At 59.5% G+C, this 21,706-nt stretch carries 19 protein-coding genes, 1 pseudogene and 1 riboswitch; of the genes and pseudogenes, 11 read left to right on the forward strand and 9 right to left on the reverse strand.

The genetic code is table 11. From position 1 onward, the window contains the following. Positions 1-577: 577 nt before the first annotated feature. Positions 578-811 carry a hypothetical protein gene (locus tag ACP7EE_RS09795; protein WP_426234373.1) on the reverse strand — a complete coding sequence of 78 codons (234 nt, stop codon included), beginning with the start codon at positions 809-811 and terminating at the stop codon, positions 578-580. A gap of 205 nt (positions 812-1,016) precedes the next feature. Between ACP7EE_RS09795 and ACP7EE_RS09800 the strand changes: the two genes are divergently transcribed. Then, positions 1,017-1,601 (forward strand): YajG family lipoprotein, encoded by a 585-nt coding sequence (locus tag ACP7EE_RS09800; RefSeq protein ID WP_420650773.1) that lies wholly within the window; start codon positions 1,017-1,019, stop codon positions 1,599-1,601. A gap of 165 nt (positions 1,602-1,766) precedes the next feature. Here ACP7EE_RS09800 and ACP7EE_RS09805 read toward each other — a convergent pair whose 3' ends face one another. Beyond that, on the reverse strand, positions 1,767-1,973 hold the full coding sequence (locus tag ACP7EE_RS09805) for a hypothetical protein (RefSeq protein WP_039766399.1): 207 nt from the start codon (positions 1,971-1,973) through the stop codon (positions 1,767-1,769). Between the two features lie 192 nt (positions 1,974-2,165). Here ACP7EE_RS09805 and ACP7EE_RS09810 point away from each other — a divergent pair, with 192 nt between their 5' ends. Continuing rightward, positions 2,166-2,444 carry a hypothetical protein gene (locus ACP7EE_RS09810; protein WP_426234374.1) on the forward strand — a complete coding sequence of 93 codons (279 nt, stop codon included), beginning with the start codon at positions 2,166-2,168 and terminating at the stop codon, positions 2,442-2,444. Positions 2,445-2,503: 59 nt separating this feature from the next. Here the strand turns inward: ACP7EE_RS09810 and ACP7EE_RS09815 are convergent, their stop codons facing one another. Continuing rightward, positions 2,504-3,667: a 1-acyl-sn-glycerol-3-phosphate acyltransferase gene (locus tag ACP7EE_RS09815; RefSeq protein WP_426234375.1), complete on the reverse strand. Its 1,164-nt coding sequence runs from the start codon at positions 3,665-3,667 to the stop codon at positions 2,504-2,506. A gap of 142 nt (positions 3,668-3,809) precedes the next feature. Here ACP7EE_RS09815 and ACP7EE_RS09820 point away from each other — a divergent pair, with 142 nt between their 5' ends. From ACP7EE_RS09820 to ACP7EE_RS09830, 3 genes are read left to right on the forward strand one after another with little or no spacing between them, the layout of a single operon-like run. Beyond that, positions 3,810-3,992: a CPXCG motif-containing cysteine-rich protein gene (locus tag ACP7EE_RS09820; RefSeq protein ID WP_420650770.1), complete on the forward strand. Its 183-nt coding sequence runs from the start codon at positions 3,810-3,812 to the stop codon at positions 3,990-3,992. 9 nt (positions 3,993-4,001) lie between these two features. Continuing rightward, entirely contained in the window at positions 4,002-4,262 is a 261-nt protein-coding gene (locus tag ACP7EE_RS09825; RefSeq protein ID WP_426234376.1) for a putative signal transducing protein, read from the forward strand. Positions 4,263-4,298: 36 nt separating this feature from the next. Continuing rightward, a complete protein-coding gene (locus tag ACP7EE_RS09830) occupies positions 4,299-4,922 on the forward strand; it encodes an SOS response-associated peptidase (RefSeq protein WP_426234377.1) in 624 nt (207 codons plus the stop codon). 206 nt (positions 4,923-5,128) lie between these two features. On the opposite strand, the gene ACP7EE_RS09835 is transcribed toward ACP7EE_RS09830, so the two are convergent. Further along, complete coding sequence (locus tag ACP7EE_RS09835) at positions 5,129-5,971, reverse strand: methyl-accepting chemotaxis protein (RefSeq protein WP_426205812.1); 843 nt, start codon at positions 5,969-5,971, stop codon at positions 5,129-5,131. Between the two features lie 12 nt (positions 5,972-5,983). Beyond that, a pseudogene (locus tag ACP7EE_RS09840) lies at positions 5,984-7,330 on the reverse strand (HAMP domain-containing protein); the annotation flags it as partial. A 191-nt stretch (positions 7,331-7,521) separates the two neighbouring features. Here ACP7EE_RS09840 and ACP7EE_RS09845 point away from each other — a divergent pair. Next, positions 7,522-8,340 (forward strand): M48 family metallopeptidase, encoded by an 819-nt coding sequence (locus ACP7EE_RS09845; protein WP_426234378.1) that lies wholly within the window; start codon positions 7,522-7,524, stop codon positions 8,338-8,340. A 71-nt stretch (positions 8,341-8,411) separates the two neighbouring features. Here ACP7EE_RS09845 and ACP7EE_RS09850 read toward each other — a convergent pair whose 3' ends face one another. From ACP7EE_RS09850 to ACP7EE_RS09860, 3 genes are all read right to left on the reverse strand, one after another. Beyond that, positions 8,412-8,996 (reverse strand): TMEM165/GDT1 family protein, encoded by a 585-nt coding sequence (locus tag ACP7EE_RS09850; RefSeq protein WP_420650767.1) that lies wholly within the window; start codon positions 8,994-8,996, stop codon positions 8,412-8,414. A gap of 88 nt (positions 8,997-9,084) precedes the next feature. Then, positions 9,085-9,209: riboswitch (yybP-ykoY riboswitch) on the reverse strand. A gap of 39 nt (positions 9,210-9,248) precedes the next feature. Continuing rightward, a complete protein-coding gene (locus ACP7EE_RS09855; protein WP_426234379.1) occupies positions 9,249-10,247 on the reverse strand; it encodes a methyltransferase in 999 nt (332 codons plus the stop codon). Positions 10,248-10,280: 33 nt separating this feature from the next. Further along, positions 10,281-11,246, reverse strand: a complete 966-nt coding sequence (locus ACP7EE_RS09860) for a 2-hydroxyacid dehydrogenase (protein WP_426234380.1) — start codon at positions 11,244-11,246, stop codon at positions 10,281-10,283. A 91-nt stretch (positions 11,247-11,337) separates the two neighbouring features. On the opposite strand from ACP7EE_RS09860, the gene ACP7EE_RS09865 reads away from it, so the two are divergent. From ACP7EE_RS09865 to ACP7EE_RS09885, 5 genes are all read left to right on the forward strand, one after another. Beyond that, the gene (locus ACP7EE_RS09865) at positions 11,338-11,967 is read left to right on the forward strand and encodes a LysE family translocator (protein WP_426234381.1); all 630 of its coding nucleotides are present in this window, start codon (positions 11,338-11,340) and stop codon (positions 11,965-11,967) included. A 155-nt stretch (positions 11,968-12,122) separates the two neighbouring features. Continuing rightward, positions 12,123-13,805, forward strand: coding sequence for a fatty acid--CoA ligase (locus tag ACP7EE_RS09870; RefSeq protein ID WP_426205761.1), 1,683 nt, complete (start codon positions 12,123-12,125; stop codon positions 13,803-13,805). 336 nt (positions 13,806-14,141) lie between these two features. Continuing rightward, a complete protein-coding gene (locus ACP7EE_RS09875; protein ID WP_420650761.1) occupies positions 14,142-16,031 on the forward strand; it encodes a DUF1302 domain-containing protein in 1,890 nt (629 codons plus the stop codon). A 28-nt stretch (positions 16,032-16,059) separates the two neighbouring features. Beyond that, entirely contained in the window at positions 16,060-17,424 is a 1,365-nt protein-coding gene (locus ACP7EE_RS09880; RefSeq protein ID WP_420650760.1) for a DUF1329 domain-containing protein, read from the forward strand. Between the two features lie 186 nt (positions 17,425-17,610). Continuing rightward, a complete protein-coding gene (locus ACP7EE_RS09885; RefSeq protein WP_426234382.1) occupies positions 17,611-20,343 on the forward strand; it encodes a LuxR C-terminal-related transcriptional regulator in 2,733 nt (910 codons plus the stop codon). 84 nt (positions 20,344-20,427) lie between these two features. On the opposite strand, the gene ACP7EE_RS09890 is transcribed toward ACP7EE_RS09885, so the two are convergent. Beyond that, a partial coding sequence (locus ACP7EE_RS09890) for a calcium-binding protein (RefSeq protein ID WP_426234383.1) occupies positions 20,428-21,706 on the reverse strand: 1,279 nt, incomplete at its 5' end.

Below are 21,706 nucleotides of genomic sequence, written 5' to 3' on the forward strand. Positions count from 1 at the left end.
ACTTCAGCGGATGCATGCGTCCGGGCTTCAAGAGTTGCATGAACTCATTTCAGCACGCGGCTGGCAATTCGACTTATGGTCGAGACATCCGTTTGTGCAACCAAATCCGTAGCGGACAGGCTTCAGGCTCCGGTATTCGAGGCGTACCCGTTCCTGTGTCGTTGGGCTGTTTCAGACGCTAATGGTGCATGTTCAGACGCAAAACTATTCATTTGCTCGCCACACTCTTGTGAAGTTGTGAAAACCCGTTTTTTTCACGCTCTTTTGAAGACGTGAACCTCAAAAAAGGGCTGTCCAGGCCTGGCACCGTGCCCGTGGGGGCAAAACAACTCAGTGGCCGAGCGTCATGACAGCTCTGCAGATTCGCGAAAAGCGGGTTTTTTGCCGGATAAACAGCAAGCACGCCAGCTTCACTCGATCTGTGTGGGCGGCTCTCTGTGGGCGATTTGGATGCCAATGCATGCGCATTGACGCTGTTGCGGGGCCCGATCAGGAGACGTCCTTATAATCGGGGGGAGATTGTATCGAAGAAATGCGCGGAGTTGGTCGGGTTTAATGACTTTTATTAGGTATCTGGTCAGATGCTCAACATTGCGTGGGCGCGTGCGCGTGGTCGGTGCTGTGCGACGCGGGCGCTGGCGGGCAGTGGCTGGTGCAGCCAGTTGAGGCGGATTTCATCGATTTCGACCCAACCATCGCCCATTGGCTGCAGGCTGCACTGCTTGAAGGCCTGGCAATGGCCGTTGTGGTCGAGCAGGGCGAAGCTGCGGTGCAACGGACGCGGGGCGAACAACGAGATCAGATAACGCATGGCTGAGTTCCTTGTTGGGGGACTGAGGACAAGGTTGCCCGCGAGCCGTGACGTCAACATGTATGGGCCGTGACGAATGCGTGACAGGAACCGCTTTCGCCGGGGTTTGTCAGACATTTCAGTATTCACTGTGCGGCGCTGGTTACCCGCAGTGGCCCACCGCTATACTGCCGGCCTGTTTGTGCCTGATTCTGGAGAAAAAAGCATGTTGCAACGCCTGTTGTTCGGTTTGATCACTGTGACCAGTTTGACCCTGGTTGGCTGCGCCCACAGCCCGCAACAACTGAGCCCGGAACCGAAGCTGACCACTCAGCTCGCCGCCGTTGGCCGTGGCCAGCCAGTCGTCGTACGCGTGGTCGATGGTCGTCCGTCGCCAACCCTCGGCACCCGTGGCGGTCTGTACCCTGAGACCAGCGCCATCACCGTGCAGAAAGACCAGATCCTGCCGAAATTGCAGGCCCAGGCTGAAGCCGCCGTGCGTCTGCTCGGCTTCACCCCGAGCAACAACGCGCTGAACGCGCCGCAGTTGACCGTGACCCTGACCGAGCTGAAGTACCAGTCGCCGAAAGAAGGCATGTACGTGACCGAAGCGACCATCGGCGCGACCTTCCGCTCCGACGTACAGAACGCCAACCGTCGCTACAGTGGCCGTTACGGTGCTTCGCTGGATCAGCGCTTCGGCATGGCGCCGAATCAGGAAACCAACACCAAGTTGGTGAGTGATGTGTTGAGCGATGCGCTGACGCGGTTGTTCAAGGATCCGACTGTGGGTCAGGTGCTTGGCGAGTAAGACTTTCGCCAGACACAAAAAAGCCCGGTGCCAGCAATGGCCCCGGGCTTTTTCATGTAACCAGACCCAACGCATTCCCTGTAGGAGCTGCCGAAGGCTGCGATCTTTTGATCTTGTTTTTAATAATCAAAATCAAAAGATCGCAGCCTGCGGCAGCTACAGGGGTCAAGCAGCTTGTGAGTAGAAGTCGAGAACGCTGACGCCGGTCAGCAAATCCGTCTCCGGCAAATCCGCATGCTGATGCCCGCCCAGCGCGCAATACACCAGCCAATGCCGATCCTGAACATTGAAGGCCAGACTGCCGACTAGCGTCTGCTGTTCGTCGGAGGGGGAGATGAGGTACAGCCGATCCTGGTTTTCCGCGTGCAACATGTGGCAATCCGTTTATGTTTCGAGGCGCGCAGGGTGGACTAGCCACATGACGCTGGCGTGACACAGGACAGCCATCGGTCGATTGGCAGGTAATTTGTCGCAAAGGCTGGGGCTGGCGGGGAGGGTTCCGGTAGACTCCGGCGCGCGGTCGTCCTCTGGCGTTCGCCGTACCGGTTTAGTTTGAGGTCTGTGATGTCGCTGCATTTGACGACGCTGTTTACCGCCCATCCCGCCAAATTGATCAACCTGCTGGCGCTGCTGCTGGCGTTCCCCGGCAGTTGGCTGCTGCACGCAACCCGTCGCCGCGAGCAACGCGCGCAGGCCAACATTGCGGCCCAGCGTCAGAGTTCGCCGAATCAGGAGCCGATCCTCGATTGGGCGACCCTGCGCATGAACCGCTTTTTCTACCGTTTCGGCTTTGCCTGCCTCGGCCTGGCGCTGGTCATTTCGTGGGTCAGCACGCGCTTCTGATATTTTCAGGCAATAAAAACGGCGCCCGAAGGCGCCGTTTTTATATGCGGATAGCGCGCTTACAGCGGTAACCCAGCCTTGACCCGGTACTGATTCCGCACCGGCGTCGCATATTGCAGCACCAGATACGGGCGATGCTCCTCAGGGCATGCGTTCAAGCGGTCTTGCCATTCTTCCTCGGCCTTGGCCAACTCATCGACGCCGAAGACCTCGGCCGCCTCCGGCACTTTCAACTGCGGATCGGCATCAGCCCACTGCGCGTACGCCAGGTAATGCACCGGGAACAAGCGGTAGCCGCCAAGAATCTGCTTGTCCATCTCGACCGCCAATTGCTTGGTGTCTTCGAACAACTCGCTGATCGGCGCGGCGAAGTTCACGTGCACCCGGCCCTTGTAGCCGGTGATGCCCTTGGCGATGCTCGCGTCATCCTCGCCCGGTGCTTTCGCGTAGGTGCCGGTGGTGGCGCGGATGTACAGCTCGCGGGCCTTGGCCTGGTCGCACGGGTCGTATTCGTAGCTGATCGACACGGGAGTCACGTTGAGCGACTTGATGACCTCGCCGAACGGCTCGTCCTTGCGGCTCATGTGGAACATCTTGAGAATCGCCGACTCGGTGCGGTCGTCGCCGTCCTTGGCCCGACCTTCGGCCTGCGCGATCCAGATCGACGCGCAATCGTTGCGGATCGAGTGGTTGATGTAGGCGGACAGCAGTTGATAAGCGGCCATCTTCTCGCGGCGGCCGGTGATCGAGCGATGCACGATGAAGCTCTTGTTCAAACGCATCAGATCGCTGACAAACGGCTTTTGCAGCAGGTTGTCGCCAATGGCGATGCGCGGCGTCGGCAGGCCGGCGTGGTACACCGCGTAGTTGACGAAGGCCGGGTCCATCACGATGTCGCGGTGGTTGGCGATGAACAGATAGGCGCTGCCGGACTTGAATTGCTCGACCCCGGTATAGGTCACGCCGTCGGTGGCACGCTCGATGGTGTGGTCGACGTAAGCCTCGACCTTGTCCTGTAAAGACGCCACCGAGGTCACGTCGGCGAACTCACGACGCAGCCGATGGGCTATAAGTGGTTTGAGCATCCAGCCGAAAGCACCGGCAAAACGCGGGAAGCGGAAGTGGGTGAGGATATCTAGAAACGCCTTGTCGCCGAGCAGTCTTGCCAGTACCACAGGTACTTCGCTGTCGTCGTAAGGTCGGATGGCATCGAATTCGCCCATCATGCTCTCTTGTTGGAAACGGCTAGGGTAAGTAAAGGTTTTGTTCGAAAACCAACGGGGCACGGTCTGAAAAAACAGCCAGACAAAAATAGCCCTGCAAATAGACCGGCGATTATACGCACAAGTCACTTGGGAGACCGCGATGCTGGAAACCGCAGAATATGAATGTCCTTATTGTGGGGAAGAGGTCGAGACGACGGTGGACCGGTCCGGGGGCGATCAGACCTATATCGAAGACTGTCAGGTGTGTTGCCGGCCGATCAAATTCGTATTGCAGGTTCACGAAGACGAGTGGCATCTGGAAGTCTTCAGCGAGAACGAGTGAGGTGCGCCGATGCAGCGAATCTACGAGCCGGAAAACCTGATGGAAGGCGAAATGCTCAAGGGCATGCTCGCCAGCGAAGGCATTGAGGCGCATCTGATCGGGCGCGACCTGCTTGGCGGCACTGGTGAGCTGCCGATCTTCGGCCTGCTCGGGCTGTCGGTCGACAACGATCAGGCTGAATACGCCCGCGAGCTGATCAGCGCGTACAATGCCGCGCTGCCGCTGCCCGGCGATGAACCGGAAAGCTTCCCCGGCACGCTGGTCTGTTAGGCTGGCGTTCGTTTTACTTCTGAGTCGTGTTGCCCCATGTGTGGACGTTATGCCCTGTTTCGCTGGAACCGCGACTTCGCGGCCCTGCCAGGTTTTCCCGCCGATCAACTGGCGCAGTGGAACATTTCCCCCAACGATTCGGTGCTGATGCTGCGTGCCGAAGCGGATGGCCAGCGCTCGCTGGCCCGCGCGCGCTGGGGGCTGACGCCGCCGTGGCTGACCGATCTGTCGCGTACCCCGGCGCATGCCCGGGCGGAAACCGTTGCTGAACAACCGATGTTCCGTGAAGCGCTGCGCTTGCGCCGTTGTCTGCTGCCGGCCAACGGTTTTTACGAATGGCGCGGGACTACGCGCAAGCGCCCGTTCTGGCTGACACCGGGCGAGGGCGCTTCGCTGTTTTTTGCGGCGATCTGGGAGGCGTATCCGGTGCAGGAGCAGGTCTGGCTGAGTACCGCGGTCATCACCCAGCCAGCGGCGAGTCAGCGCCGGCCGTTGATTCTGGATGAGGCGGGGCAGGCGGCGTGGCTCGATCCGGCGACGCCGCTGCATGTGTTACAGGGGTTGCTGGCGAGTGAGCCGGCTGTGCTGCGCGAGCGGGCGTTGGCGAATCTGGTGAATGATCCGAAGCTCAATGGGCCGGAGTGTTTGACTCCGGGCTGAGAGCCTTGGATCAAGAGCCCCTCACCCTAGCCCTCTCCCAGAGGGAGAGGGGACTGACCGATGTGTCTTGCGTCATACATCGACCTGAAATAACCAGTCGACTATGGATTCACTGCCGAGCGGTCAGGTCGGCGTATTCCTCAAAGATCCCCCAATCAGTCCCCTCTCCCCCCGGGAGAGGGCTAGGGTGAGGGGCTCTTCGCTCTTCAGACCTTGAACTGATTGATCAACCGCCGCTGCTGCTCCGCCAACTTGGTCAGATCAGCACTCGCCGAACTCGATTCATCCGCCCCGCCCGCCACTTCATTCGCCACTTGGCCGATATTGATCACATTGCGATTGATGTCATCCGCCACTGCGCTCTGCTCTTCGGCAGCGCTGGCAATCTGCGTGTTCATGTCATTGATCACCGACACCGCCTGAGTAATCGTCTCCAGCGCCTCGGCCGCTTTCGCCGCGTGCTGCACGCTTTCATCAGTACGGTTCTGGCTGTCTTCCATGACCCGCACCACATCGCGCGTGCCCTGTTGCAGTTGCTGGATCATGCTTTGAATTTCTTCAGTGGCCTTCTGCGTTTTCTGTGCCAGATTGCGCACCTCGTCGGCTACCACGGCAAAACCTCGACCCTGTTCACCGGCGCGTGCCGCTTCGATGGCTGCGTTGAGCGCGAGCAGATTGGTCTGTTCGGCAATCCCGCGAATGGCGGTGAGGATCGCGTTGATGTTCTCGCTGTCCTTGGCCAGCGTTTGCACCACGCCGACAGCCTTGCTGATTTCAATCGCCAGCACGCCAATCGAATTCGACGTGTCGCGGACGATTTGCATGCCTTGGCTGGCGGCCTGATCCGCGTGGCTGGCGGCTTGCGCGGCTTGGGTCGCGTTGCGTGCCACGTCCTGCGCGGTGGCGGTCATTTCCTGTACGGCGGTGGCGACCTGATCAATCTCGGCCAGTTGCTTCTGCACGCCGATGTTGGTGCGGATGGCGATGTCGGCGGTGTGCTCCGACGAGTCGCTGACGCTCTGCACCGAGGTCACGACCTGGGTGATCATCGCCTGCAACTTGGCGAGGAAAGTATTGAAGCCTTTGGCGATCGAGCCGAGTTCGTCGCTGCGATCGCTGCTCAGGCGGCGGGTCAGATCGCCTTCGCCCTGCGCGATGTCATCGAGCATGCTGACCATTTGCTTGAGTGGCCGCGCGATGCCGTGGCCGACCAGCCAGATCACCAGCAAGCCGAGGCCAGCGATGAGCAGCCCGACCATGGCCATGCCGAAGGTGTCGGACTTGCGCTGGGCGTCGAGGTCGGCCTGAAGTTTTTGCAGATCAGCCATTACCGCGTCCAGCGGCAATTGCAGCATCAGCGTCCAGCGCGCGTCGGTCTGGCCGATGCCGAAAGGCAGGTACAGCTCGATGCGGTTCTGCTGTTTATCGACGCTGTAGGTAACCTCGCCGCGCTTGAGATTGGCCATGTGGGCGATCTGCTGCGCGTCGAGAATATCGCTGACCTTTTCGCCGAATTTGCTCGAATCCTTGGTGTACGCGACGATCCGGCCATTGCCGCCGACCAGGGCCATTTGCCCGGCACCGCTGTAGAGTTTCTGGTTGGCGCCGAGCAGCATGTCCTGAATGAAGTTCACCGACAGGTCGGCGCCGACGATGCCCTGGAACGCGCCGTTGAGCATGATCGGTTCGATAAACGAGGCGAGCATGACGATTTTGTCGCCGACCTTGTAGGGCGCCGGATCGATCACACAGGATTTTTTACTTTCTTTCGAGCACAGGTAGTACTCGCTGGCGCGTACGCCGGTGGACAGGACTTTCTGGTCATCGACGTCGGCGAGTTTATCCAGGCCAAGGGTGCCGTCGTCATTGCGAAACCACCACGGCAGGAAGCGCCCGGTGGCCGAATCGATCCCGGCCACGCTGGTGCCGACGTAGGATGCATCATTGCGGTCGAGTGCGTTTTTTTCCCAGCCAATGTAGGTGCCGAGAATCTTCGGATTCTTCGCGACGTTTTCCTTGATCAACTCGATCAGTTGCTCGCGGCTCAGGCTCAACGCTGGTTTGCCGTCGGCGCCGGATGTGCCGAGCAGCGCGTTGACCCGCACCAGCCCGCCGGCAATCAGCAGCGGCGCTTCGAGTTCGCGCTGGATCTGGCTGACCTGAGTCTGCGCCAGCGAGGTCAACCGTTGTTCGATGACTTGCTCGAACTGCGCCTGGGTGCGTTGCTGCACCATGTCTTGCGTACGCGCGCCGGAAAACAGCGCATACAACACCAGCGCGGCGACTACGCTAAGTACGATGGCGCCGGCCAGAGCGGCCACGGAAAACTGGATCGATTTGAATTTCATGGAAGCTCCGCACGCAAGAGGACGTCTGCGCTGTTGTATCGGCCGCGCGGATTGGGCCATGAGTGGATTGGCGGGGGATGTCGCAAATGGATCCGTACGCGACGCAGTTGCCGCGCGGTCTGGGTTGGATATGAATTTTTTCCTACAGGGCAGCGGGCGTCTTCTGAAAGTTTGTGCAACACGTCCGTTGTATCTGGCGCCGATACAATTACCCGCCTACGATACGCCACAGGTTTTCAGGGAGCTTTTTGATGAACAAGACTTTGGTTGTAAGTGCACTGAGCGCAGCGCTGTTGCTGGCCGGTTGTCAGTCGGTCAACACCACCAGCGGCGGAGCCGTCGGTGTAGAGCGCAAGCAGTACATGTTCAGCATGCTGTCCTCGCAAGAGGTCGACCAGATGTATGCCCAGTCCTATCAGAAGACCGTGGGCGAGGCGTCGAGCAAGGGTGTGCTGGACAAGACCAGTGCCGAAGCCAAGTGGGTGCAGGCGATTGCCAACCGTTTGATCGCTCAGGCACCGAACTTCCGTCCGGATGCGGCGCAGTGGAAGTGGGAAGTCAACCTGATCAAGAGCGATGAACTCAACGCCAACTGCGGTCCCGGCGGCAAGATCATTTTCTACACCGGGCTGATCGACAGCCTGAAACTCACCGACGATGAAATCGCCGCGGTGATGGGCCATGAAATCGCCCACGCCTTGCGCGAGCATGGTCGGGAAGCGATGTCCAAGGCTTACGGGATGGAGATGGCCAAGCAGGGCGCTGGCGCGTTGTTTGGTCTGGGTCAGGACAGCCTCGCGCTGGCCGATACCGTGGCCAACTATGGCATGACACTGCCCAACAGCCGGGCCAACGAAAACGAAGCTGACCTGATCGGCCTCGAACTGGCTGCTCGTGCCGGTTACAACCCGAATGCCGCGATCACCCTGTGGAACAAGATGAGCAAGGCTTCGGAAGGTTCGCCACCGGAATTCATGAGCACTCACCCGGCCTCGACCAGCCGCATCGCCTCGTTGCAGGCGGCAATTCCGAAGGTCATGCCGCTGTACGAGAAAGCGCCTAAATCCTGAAGTAGACAGGACCCTTGTGGAGAGGGAGGAAACTCCCTCTCCACAGTGCTATGGCAGATCAGGCAGAGGGGTTAAACCCAACCACTGCTCTGCATCGCCTTGTACACCGCAACAATCGCCAGAATCAGGAACGCCGAAGCAGCCAGTCGACGGATCAGGGTCAGCGGCAGTTTGTCTGCAGCGAAGTTACCGGCCAGCACCACCGGAACGTTGGCAATCAACATACCGGCGGTGGTGCCGATGATTACCAGCCACAGATCCGGGTATTGCGCGGCGAGCATTACTGTCGCGACCTGGGTTTTGTCGCCCATCTCTGCGAGGAAAAACGCGATCAACGTGGTCAGGAACGGCCCGAATTTGCGCGCGGTGCTCGCTTCGTCGTCGTCCATCTTGTCCGGCACCAGGGTCCACAGTGCGGTCGCGGCGAAGCTCGCGGCAAGGATCCAGTGCAGCGTCGCATTCGAGAAGAAACTGCCGAACCAGGCGCCTACCGCACCGGCTGCTGCGTGGTTGGCCAGGGTCGCGGCGACGATGCCGGCGATGATCGGCCAGGGTTTGCGAAAGCGAGCGGCGAGAATCAGCGCGAGCAGTTGCGTCTTGTCGCCGATTTCGGCCAAGGCAACGATTGCGGTGGGAACGAGTAACGAGTCCAGCATCAGGATTTTCCTAAGGGGCGGGTCGACACGGCTATGACACGTACAGCCTTCCCGCCCCGGGTAAGGTGTGCGTGTCATAGGTCTTGTCAAACCCTGCGATCCGTCTGGTGCGGACGCTTGGGTCGCATACGCCATGATCTGAGGACCAAGTATGTTGACGTATGCCGGACGAGCATGGCGCTCGTGGGAGACTACTCCCCTAGGACGGAGCGGATTCTGCCTAGGCAAAATCCATTCGGCAAGCGCTAATTTTCAGCCACGCTTGGCCCGGTAAATCCGAAAACCGTTGCCCTCGGCCTTGATTGCGCAGATGCCGAGATGCTCTTCGATCAACGGCTGATACTTCAGGAAACTGTTCGCAACCAAGCGCAGTTCGCCACCGTTTTTCAGATGTTTGGCCGCTTTTCGCAACAAGTTCTCGGTCGCGAAATAATCGGTATGCACGCCGACATGGAACGGCGGATTGCTCAGAATCGCGCTCAAACCCATCGGTGCGGCGTCGATGCCATCACCGGTCAGCACTTCCGCGTCCAGACCGTTGGCAGCCAGAGTCAGACGACTGCTGGCGGCGGCAAATGCATCGACATCCAGCAAAGTTACCTGATTGTGCGGATAGCGACGTTTCACCGCAGCGCCCAACACGCCTGCGCCGCACCCAAAGTCCAGCAGATGACCGCTCGGCAGTTTGTCCAGATGCTCCAGCAGCAGGGCGCTGCCGCGATCCAGTCGGCCGTGGCTGAACACGCCCGGCAGGCTGATGACTTTCAACGGGCCTTCGGCCAGCGGCAATTCGTAAGTCTGCGCGAGGCTTTCCAGCGATTTGGCTTCGGGCGCGTTGGCCACGGTGACCTGCCACAACTGGCAATGCCGTGCGCTGTCGAGCTTGCGTGGTTTGCCGAACGGATTCAGCTGTTTCGACGCGCCTTCGATGCCGCTGCGTTTTTCACCGACCAGAAACACTTCGCGACCCGGCAGACGAGCCGCCACGGCATTGAGGATGTAATCGGTCAGATCCTTGGATTTGGGCAGAAACACCACGACGCTGTCGAACTCGCGCTCCGGGACATTCACACCGAAATGGCTGCGACTTTCGAAACGTGCGTCGAGCGCGGCCTGATCGCCAGCGTGCCAGCACCAGCCGAAAGCATTCGGCAGGCGCCCAAGCAAATCATCGGCGGGCAAACCGGCCAGCAATAACGATCCCTGGAATAATTCGGGCTGACGAAGCAGTACTTCACTGCGCGGATCCATAACTGCTCCTGTAAAAAAAAGTGCCGCAGTCTATCAACTGACGACCCGCAGCGCCTTACCGCTGAAATATGCCTGAGTGTTTTCCACCAGTTGGCCGACGATGCGCTGGCGTGCTTCGCGGCTGCCCCAGGCGTTGTGCGGGGTGATGATCAGGCGCGGAATGTCGGCGGCCAGCAGCGGATTGCCCTGAGTTGGTGGTTCGACGCTCAGCACATCGGTGGCCGCGCCGCCGAGGTGGCCATTGCGTAGCGCATCGGCCAGCGCCTGTTCGTCGATCAGGCCGCCACGGGCGGTATTGACCACGAACGCGCCGGGTTTCATAGCGGCCAGCTCGCGGGCGCCGATGAAGTTGCGGGTATGGTCGTTGAGCGGGCAGTGCAGGGTCAGCGCGTCGATCTGCGGCAGCAGTTCATCCAGTGGCAAGCGATCCGGGCGCGCCGGGCGTCCCGGAATCTGCCCGAGCAAAACGCGCATGCCGAATGCCTCAGCCAGCCGCGCGACCGCACCGCCGAGCTCACCGTGGCCGAGCATGCCGAGGGTTTTGCCCTCCAGTTCGACGATTGGATAGTCGAGCAGGCAGAACTGTTGCGCCTGCTGCCAGCGACCCTCGCCAACGGCTTTTTGATAGTCAGTCAGACGCGTGGCGAGGTTGAGCAGCAGCATGATCGTGTGTTGCGCCACTGACGGCGTGCCGTAACCCTGGCAGTTACACACGGTGATGCCTTGGGCGCGGGCGGCGGCGAGGTCGACGTTATTGGTGCCGGTGGCGGTGATCAGGATCAGTTTCAGATCGGGGTTGGCAGCCATCGCGGCAGCGTCGATCTGGATTTTGTTGGTGATCGCCACGCTGGCGCCCTGCAGGCGTTCGGCGACTTGTTCGGGCAGAGTCCGGGCGAACAGTTGCAGCTCGCTGAAACACTCGCGCAGCGGACTCAGGTCGAGGTCGCCAAGGTCCAGAGACGGGTGATCAAGGAATACTGCGCGGTGGGCGTTCGTCATCAACTGTACCTGTTGTGCCGGGAAGGGAAGGCGTAATCTGCCGAGCCTACCAGATGAAACAAATTGATACGCTTGGCCGAAAGGAGCCCCCATGTACTGGACCGAGTTCTTGACCGTTGCACTGATCCACCTGTTGGCCGTCGCCAGTCCGGGCCCGGACTTTGCCGTGGTGGTGCGCGAAAGCGTGACCCACGGTCGCCGCGCCGGCACCTGGACCGCGCTCGGTGTGGGCACGGCGATTTTCCTGCACGTCGGTTATTCGCTGCTCGGCATCGGCCTGATCGTGTCGCAATCGATTGTGCTGTTCAACGCCTTGAAATGGGCCGCTGCCGCGTATCTGCTGTACATCGGCTACAAGGCTCTGCGCGCGCAACCGGCGAAAGCCGTGACTGACGACTTGCACAAAGAGGTTGGCGAACGCACCGCGCGTGGCGCATTCACTTCAGGCTTCGTGACCAACGGCTTGAATCCGAAAGCCACGCTGTTTTTCCTGTCGCTGTTCACCGTGGTGATCAACCCGCACACGCCGCTGAGCGTGCAGGCCGGTTACGGAATCTACCTGGCCGTAGCCACGGCGATCTGGTTCTGCCTGGTGGCAATGTTGTTCAGCCAACAACGCGTGCGTGCCGGTTTCGCGCGCATGGGCCATTGGTTTGACCGCACCATGGGCCTGGTGCTGATTGCGATTGGCGTGAAACTCGCGTTCACCGAGATGCATTGATCTGACTCAAGCGTAACGAAACCGGGCAAATGCTGGCGCAAAGCTAGCACTTGTACGGCTGTGCAAATCATTCCTTTGGCTGATTTGGTTGTGGCGTAAGGGTTTTACATTACAAATCTTTACGCCAACACCGTGCAGTCAGAAAAGGGATTCTTATGTTGCAGACTCGCGTCATTCCGCCCGCCGAAGGGGCGTACCAGTATCCATTGCTGATCAAACGGCTGCTGATGTCCGGCGCCCGTTATGAGAAAACCCGCGAGATCATCTACCGCGACCAGTTGCGCTACAGCTATCCGACGCTGATCGAGCGTGTGGCGCGGCTGGCCAATGTACTGACGGCGGCCGGGGTCAAGGCTGGCGATACCGTGGCGGTGATGGACTGGGACAGCCATCGCTACTTGGAATGCATGTTCGCGATTCCGATGATTGGCGCGGTGATCCACACCATCAACGTGCGCCTGTCGCCGGAACAGATTCTTTACACCATGAACCATGCCGAAGACCGCTTCGTACTGGTCAACAGCGAATTCGTCGGGCTGTATCAGGCCATCGCGCCGCACCTGACTTCGGTCGAGAAAACCCTGCTACTTACCGATCTGCCGGAAAAAACCGCCGATCTGCCGAATCTGGTCGGTGAGTACGAGCAACTGCTGGCCGCAGCGAGCCCGCACTATGATTTCGCGGATTTCGACGAAAACTCGGTCGCGACCACTTTCTACACCACTGGCACCACCGGCAACCCGAAAGGCGTGTACTTCACCCATCGGCAGCTGGTGCTGCACACCATGGGCGTGTCGACGATCATGGGCTCCATCGACAGCGTGCGCCTGCTCGGCACCAACGATGTGTACATGCCGATCACGCCGATGTTCCATGTGCACGCGTGGGGCTTGCCGTATGTAGCGACGATGCTCGGGCTCAAACAGGTCTATCCAGGGCGTTACGATCCGGAATTTCTCGTCGAGTTGTGGCGCAAGGAGAAGGTCACGTTCTCGCATTGTGTGCCGACCATTCTGCAAATGCTGCTCAACGCCAAGGGCGCGCAAACTACCGATTTCGGCGGCTGGAAAATCGTCATCGGCGGCAGTGCGCTGAACCGCTCGCTTTATGAAGCCGCCAAGAGCAAAGGCATTCAACTGACGGCAGCCTATGGCATGTCGGAAACCGGTCCGCTGGTGTCCTGCGCACATTTGAACGATGAACTGATGGCCGGCACCGAGGACGAGCGCACCACTTATCGGATCAAGGCCGGCGTGCCTGGACCGTTGGTGGAAGCGGCGATTGTCGACAGCGAGGGCAACTTCCTCCCCGCCGACGGCGAAACCCAGGGCGAGCTGGTGCTGCGCGCGCCATGGTTGACCGAAGGATATTTCAACGAGCCGCAGAAGGGTGCCGAACTGTGGGCCGGCGGCTGGCTGCACACCGGTGACGTCGCCACGCTGGACGGTATGGGCGTGATCGATATACGCGACCGCATCAAGGACGTGATCAAGACCGGCGGCGAGTGGATCTCCTCGCTGGACCTCGAAGATCTGATCAGCCGGCACGTCGCGGTACGCGAAGTAGCAGTGGTGGGCATCGCTGATCCGCAGTGGGGCGAGCGCCCGTTTGCCCTGCTGGTGATCCGCGAAGGGCACGAAATCGGGGCGCGTGAGCTCAAGGAACACCTCAAGCCATTCGTCGAATTGGGACACCTTAGCAAGTGGGCGATCCCGAGTCAGATTGCCGTTGTTACGGAAATTCCCAAGACCAGCGTCGGCAAACTCGACAAGAAGCGCATCCGCCTCGACATCACTGAATGGCAGAGCAATAACAGCACCTTCCTTTCGACGCTTTGAGCGTCCCTGGCGCGCCGAAAACGGCGCGCCAGACCTCCCTAGCAAGCGCTTGGCTTGTGAAATCCGAATTTTCAGCCATCCTTGCCGTGCCGACATGTGTCGGACTGGCGAAAGGACTGTTCCAGAGTGGCCGGCAGCTGCAAATCACACTTTAGAGGGATCAAGCAGTACAACCTGCTGGCTATAGTCCGCTCAAGGATTTTTAAGAACGGGGCAAACGCACAACACGGGGCGATGCAACATTGGAGTGATTTCGGGCAGCCCTTGGCTTTCGGTCCTTCAAGCGTTTTTAAAAGTACTAACTGCCATAACAATAATGCACATGGAGTAGCGTCGATGACCTCAGTAAACCAGTTCTGGCGCCGGGCGAAACTGCCTCTGGCGGTCAGTCTTGCTTCTTCGCTCGCCGGGCCCGCATTCGGCGTCAGTTTCAACGTCGGTGAAATCGAAGGCCAGTTCGACTCCTCCCTGTCGATCGGTGCCAGTTGGTCTACCCAGAGTCCGAACAAGAACCTCATCGGCGTCAACAACGGCGGCCATGGCCTGTCGCAGACCTCCGACGACGGTCACGCCAACTTCAAGAGCGGCGAAACCTTCTCGAAGATCTTCAAGGGTATCCATGACCTTGAATTGAAATACGGCGACACCGGTGTATTCGTCCGTGGAAAATACTGGTACGACTTCGAACTCAAGGACGAGAGCCGCCAGTTCAAGGACATCAGCGACAACAACCGCAAGGAAGGCGCCAAGTCTTCCGGCGGGCAGATCCTCGATGCATTCGTCTACCACAACTACTCGATTGCCGATCAGCCGGGTTCCGTGCGTCTGGGCAAGCAAGTAGTGAGCTGGGGTGAAAGTACCTTCATCGGCGGCGGCATCAACTCGATCAACCCGATCGATGTCTCCGCATTCCGTCGTCCGGGCGCCGAGATCAAAGAAGGCCTGATCCCGGTCAACATGTTCTATGTGTCGCAGAGCCTGACCGAAAACCTCTCGGCCGAAGCGTTCTACCAGCTCGAATGGGATCAGACCGTTGTCGACAACTGCGGCACGTTCTTCTCCCAGCCGGACATCATTGCCGACGGCTGCGAAAACAACCTGCGCGTGCTGAACAAGCGTTCGACCATTCCCGCTGTGGCCCTGGGGCCATTGGCAGCCAACGGCGTCAACGTCAACGAGGAAGGTGTTCTGGTCCAGCGCGGCGCCGACCGTGATGCCCGCGACGGCGGCCAGTGGGGTGCGTCCCTCAAGTACATGTTCGAACCGCTTGATACCGAGTTCGGTGCGTACTTCATGAACTACCACAGCCGTGCGCCGATCTTCAGTGCCACCGGTGCGCCACAGTCGGTCTACAACACCGCAGCCAGCCTGCCCGGGCCGTTCGCTGCCCTTGCACCGTTGCTGGTCGCCGGTAACTCGAAGTACTTCGTCGAATACCCTGAAGACATCCGCCTCTATGGCCTGAGCTTCTCCACCACCCTGCCTACCGGTACGGCATGGAGCGGTGAACTCAGCTACCGGCCGAACGCCCCGGTGCAGTTGAATTCCACCGACATCCTGTTCGCAGGTGTGCGTCCGCTGGGTGGCGCGTTGACCAATGCTTCGCTGTTGACCGGTGTTCCGGGTCAGGACCTGCACGGCTATCGTCGCAAGGAAATCACCCAGTTCCAGACCACCCTGACGCACTTCTTCGATCAAGTCATGGGCGCCAGCCGTCTGACCCTGGTCGGTGAAGTGGGCGTGACTCACGTCGGCGGTCTGGAAAGCAGCTCCAACATCCGCTACGGCCGTGATCCGGTCTACGGCCCGGGCGAATTGCCGGCTACCGGTGGTGCCAACACCTGCGCCAACATCCTCAACGCCAGCACCATCAACGGGGCAGGCGCAGGTTCGCCGCAGAACAACCGCAGCCGCAATTGCGATGATGAAGGTTTCACCACGGCGACCTCGTGGGGCTATCGCGGTCGTGCGATCTGGGAATACAACGACGTGTTCGCCGGCGTCAACCTCAAGCCGAACGTGGCCTGGTCCCATGACGTAAGCGGCTACTCGCCGGGCCCAGGTGGCAACTTCGAGGAAGGTCGCAAAGCGGTCAGCCTGGGTGTCGATGCCGAATACCAGAACACCTACACCGCGAGCCTGGCCTACACCAACTTCTTTGACGGCAAGTACACCACCGTGGACGACCGCGACTTCGTTGCGCTCAGCTTCGGCGTGAACTTCTAAGCACTGCATTTTCAGGACGAACGAACTTATGAAAATAACAAAGAGTCTGTTCCACGCCGGTGTTCTGGGCCTTTCGCTGCTTGCAACAAGTGTCATGGCAGCAGTGCCTGCCGCTGAAGCGGACAAGCTGGGCAAGAGCCTGACCCCGATGGGCGCCGAGATGGCCGGCAACGCCGACAACTCGATCCCGGCCTGGAAGCCGCTGCCGAAGAATGCCGGTAGCGTCGACAGCAAGGGCTTCCTGTCCAACCCGTACGCCAGCGAACAACCACTGTTTACCATCACTGCAAAGGATGTAGACAAGTACAAGGACAAGCTCGCACCGGGTCAGTACGCGATGTTCAAGCGTTATCCGGAAACCTTCAAGATGCCGGTCTACCCGTCGCATCGCGGCGCGACGGTTCCAGATGAGGTGTTTGCTTCCATCAAGAAAAACGCCACCACCACGAACCTGGTGCAAGGTGGCAACGGCCTGGAAAACTTCGAGACCGCGGTGCCGTTCCCGATTCCGAAAACCGGCGTCGAAGTCATCTGGAACCACATCACCCGCTATCGTGGTGGCAGCGTCACCCGTCTGGTAACCCAGGCCACGCCGCAACCGAACGGCTCGTACAGTCTGGTGTATTTCCAGGATCAGTTCGTGTTCCGCGACAAGATGAAGGACTACGATCCGGCGAATCCGGGCAACATCCTGTTCTACTTCAAGCAGAAAGTGACCGCGCCGGCACGTCTGGCCGGTGGCGTGCTGCTGGTGCACGAAACCCTTGATCAGGTGAAAGAACCGCGTTCGGCCTGGGTCTACAACGCCGGTCAGCGTCGTGTGCGTCGCGCGCCACAAGTGTCCTATGACGGGCCGGGTACTGCGGCGGACGGCTTGCGTACTTCCGACAACCTCGACATGTTCAACGGTGCACCGGATCGCTACGACTGGAAACTAATTGGCAAACAGGAGATGTACATCGCCTCCGACAGCTACAAACTCGACGATCCGAAGCTCAAGTACGCCGACATCATCAAGGCCGGTCACATCAACCAGGATCTGGCGCGTTATGAACTGCGTCGTGTCTGGCACGTGACTGCAACCTTGAAGGAAGGTCAGCGGCACATCTACGCCAAGCGTGACTTCTTCATCGATGAAGATACCTGGCAGGCTGCGGTGATCGACCACTACGACGGTCGTGGTCAACTGTGGCGTGTGGCCGAGGCACACGCCGAGAACTACTACGACAAGCAAGTGCCGTGGTATGCCCTGGAAACCCTCTACGACCTGCAGTCCGGCCGCTACCTGGCGCTGGGCATGAAGAACGAAGAGAAGCAGGCGTATGACTTCGGTTTCACCGCCACCACCAGCGACTTCACGCCGGCCGCGCTGCGTCAGGATGGTGTTCGCTAAGCTGTAGCAACGCGAGGCCGCATCCTCGTGAAAACGCCCCGACTGGTTCGGGGCGTTTTTTTGTCTGTCACTTTTCCTGTAGCCTTTTTGTAGCCATTTGTAGCAACCACCTTCATAACCGCTTCGTTTAAGGCTAGTCTGCGGACATCTGCTACGCCGCCAACCGCCCTACAACAAGAGCCGGCCATGACTGATCTGTCCCCATTTGCGGGTCCTGCAAGCGTTGCCGTCGCGGCACTCGACGGGCGTTTTTTCCGCCCGCCGTTGCCTGATGGTCACGTGTTGCGCCCGCGTCTGTGCGAACGCCTGAGTGCTGGTCTCGGTGGTCGTCTGCTATTGGTCAGCGCCCCGGCCGGATTCGGCAAGAGTTCGCTGGCGGTGGAGTTCTGTCAGAGCCTGCCAGCGCACTGGCAAAGTCTGTGGCTCGGCCTGAGTGTTCGCGACAATGATCCGGGGCGATTTCTTGAGCGTCTGCTCGAAGGGTTGCAGGACTATTTTCCGCCGATCGGCAGCCGGGCGCTGGGGCTGCTCAAGATGCGTCAGCGGCATCAGCCGTTCGCTTTCGAAGAATGGCTTGATGGCTTGCTAGATGAACTCGCTCAGCACCTCGATCCGAAGGCGCCGATACTTCTTGTTCTGGATGATTACCACCTTGCACAAGGGCCGGTGCTCGACCGCTGCCTGCAATTTTTCCTCAATCATCTGCCTGACGGCTTGTTGGTCATGGTCACCAGCCGCCAGCGGCCCGACTGGCATCTGGCGCGCCTGCGCCTCTCGCGACAATTACTCGAACTGCACGAGCAGGACCTGCGTCTTACCCACGACGAAGCCATGACCCTGCTTGATCGCCATAGCAGTTCCCTGCGCGGCGAAGCGCTGGAAAACCTGATTCAACGCAGCGAAGGCTGGGTGGCCGGGTTGCGGTTCTGGCTGCTGGCGGTGTCCGAGGCCGGCAATCAGGCGCCTTTGCCGCAAGCCTTGAACGGTGGAGAAGGGCTGATCCGCGACTATCTGCTGGAAGAAGTCATCGATTGCCTGCCTCCCGAAGTTCAAGCATTTCTGTTCGAGACGGCTCCCCAGGATCGCTTTTGCAGCGAGCTATGCGACGCCGTTCGCGAAGCCCATGACAGTGCCGAAATCCTCAGATTTCTCTCGGCGCATCAGGTGTTCCTGGTGCCGCTGGACGAGCATGGCCATTGGTATCGCTATCACCACCTGTTTTCCGATCTGTTGCGCAGTCGGCCCGTGGCGCAAGCGATGGTGCCGACCGCGACCTTGCACCTGCGAGCCTGCCGCTGGTTCAACGCACAGGGTCTGCTGGATGAGGCAGTGGAACAGGCGTTACGCGCCGGCCATCTCGATGTGGCGGCGAATCTGGTGCAGAACCTGTCTGAAGAACAACTGCTGGCAGAGCAAAACGTCGGCATGCTGCTGCGCTGGAAAATGGACTTGCCCGACAGCCTGCTGATCAGCACGCCACGGCTGATCGTGTTGTACAGCTGGGCGCTGGGGCTTGCCTGTCAGCTCGACGCAGCCGAAGAGCTGGCCAGTCATCTGAGTCGTTTTCTGCCGGCGCCGTCGGCCACCGCGCAAAGGTCGATGCTCGCGCAATGGCTGGCGCTGAGCGGGATCATCGCCCGCGGTCGCGGTCATCGAGAGTTGACTCTGACTTATTGCAACGAAGCGCTGGAAAGCCTGCCGGCCAAACGCTACGGCCAACGGCTGATGTGCCTTTCGACCTTGTCCAATCTGGCAATCGCCGACGGTGACCTGTGGCGCGCGCGCGGCTTGAACCGCGAATCTCTGGAGCTGGCGCAGCGGGTCGGCAATCCGTTGTTCGAAGCGTTGGCCCATTACGATCGTGCCCGCGTGTTGCAGGCGCGTGGAGAAATTCTGCGAGCGCTCGACGAAGTGCATGAAGGTCTGGCTCGTCTGCGCGGACTGTCGACGCAGCGGCTGTACGCGGTGCGCGCCCGTCTGACGTTATACGAGGGCTTTCTGCTGGCGATGCGCTTGCAGTCGCAGGCCGCGCGTACAAAATTGCAGGCAGGGCTCATTGAAGCGCGGGCTTGTCGCGACATTAGCGTTTTGATCGGCCACTGCGTCATCGCCCGACTGGAAGGCAGCGCAGGAGAATTCGCCAAGGCATTTGCTGAGCTTGCCGAAGCCGAACGCCTTATGCACATCTGGGACGTGCCCCCGATCTACTATCTGGCGATGATCACTCTGGTCAAATGCGAACTCTGGCTGGCTCAGGGCCGGCTCGACCTGGCCGAGGCGTGGCTGACCCGACTGGGCCAGACCTATACCGGCGAACGCGCAGCGGCACCGCCGGAGTTTCATCCCCAATTGCCTTTGCACGTGGAGTTGCAACAAGCACTGCTGGATGTGATTCAGGGACAACCGATGCGTGCCGAAGGGCGTTTGAACGTGTTGCTGGAAAACGGTCACCAGACCGGACGGCAATTGCTCAGCGTCATGGCGCTGACGCAAAAAGTTGCATTGTTGCTGGGTGGTGGACGTGAGTCGGAAGCACGCAAGGTCTTGAGTCAGGCATTGGATGCGGCTGCCGGGGGTGTGCTGCAGCCGTTCGACAGTCTGCTGAGGGACCATGCGGGTTGGCTTCGCGGGCAACTGATGATGTCGCCGACGTTGGCTGGGAAACAGTTGCTCGAGCATTTTCCGCATGCACCGGTCCCTCCAGTCGTGGAGTCAGGTGCCGCTGAGCAGCTCAGCAGCCGTGAACTGGCGGTTCTGCGTCTGATCGCCAAAGGTTGCTCGAATCAGGAGATCAGCACCCAGCTGTTCATCTCACTGCACACCGTGAAAACCCACGCCAGCCATATCAACAGCAAACTGGCGGTCGAGCGGCGGACGCAGGCAGTGGCACGGGCCAAAGAGTTGGGGTTGTTAGCCTAGGATGAAAAAGCGCTAACAAAAAAACACCCCGCAGTGACGGTGTTTTTCATTTGCCTATTCCAATCGCGCTTGAAGAGCGAAGGTTCAAACCAATACGTCGTTAGTGCTGAGAGCGCTGACACCTACCAGTTGCACTTCGAAGTAACCCCCTAAGCTTTCGCTCAAGTTGCCCGACAGCACATGATCCGCGAAGCGCAGTTGCCCGGTTCCGGTGAACGCATTTGCGCCAATGAACGTCATGTGTTGGATGCCCAGGGCCATGGGATCAATGTCGAAACCGGAGAAATCGATCTTGTCCCCTTCCAGTGCGTTGAAATCGGCAATGACGTTATGGGAGGGTGCTCCACCCATTGCAGCATTGGCCACGAACAGATTGCTGAAGGCAAAGGCGTCGGCGCCTGTACCACCGTTCAGCGTGGTATTGCCCAACCCGCCGTACAGTGTGTCGTTACCTTCACCGCCGTATAGTTTGTCGGTACCGTCATAGCCCCAGAGAATGTTATTGCCGGAGTTCCCCGTCAGGACGTTATCGAGGTTATTGCCCCACAGCGTCAGGTCGGCATTACCGAGCATCGTACCGTCTTCGACGTTCTCCGCGAGCCTGTAATCCACCGTGGTCCGGATGAGATCGTGGCCACCATCGAAAGGCGATTCAAACACGGAGTCATTAACGTTATCCACGATGAAGATATCGTCGCCGCCCTCACCGATCATGATATCGGCGCCGAGTCCACCCGACAGGATGTTGTTTCCGTTATTGCCGTGCAAGTTGTTATTCAGGTCGTTACCGGTCAGATTCAGGTTGGCATTGCCCATCATCTGGCCGTCTTCGACGTTGTCCGTCAGTGTGTAGTCGATGCTGATATTGACGGTGTCCACGCCTTCGTTGGCGAGTTCGATGACCACATCGCCAACGTTTTCGACGTAGTAAATGTCGGAGCTATCGCCGCCGATCATGGTATCGGCACCTAGCCCGCCATCAATGTAGTTGGTGCCGGAGTTGCCCCTGATCACGTTGTCCAAGGCATTGCCGGTCAAGGTTCCATAGTCGGTGCCGAGCATCGTCAGGTCCTCGACATTGGCCGAGAGCGTGTAACTGACGCTGGTTCGGACCAGGTCATGGCCTTCACCGAGCTGTTCGGTCACCACATCCTGATAGTTATCCACAACGTAGATGTCATCACCTGCACCACCGATCATGGTGTCGATGCCAAGGCCACCATCAAGAATATTGTTGCCACTGTTACCGGTCATCCGGTTACTCACCGCGCTGCCAGTGCCGTTGAGGTTGGCGCTACCGGTGAGAATCAGGTTCTCGACGTTGGCGCCGAGGGTGTAATCGATGGACGAGAACACCCGGTCG

Origin of the sequence: Pseudomonas sp. TWP3-2, assembly GCF_049897765.1 — a bacterium.
Lineage (GTDB): Bacteria > Pseudomonadota > Gammaproteobacteria > Pseudomonadales > Pseudomonadaceae > Aquipseudomonas.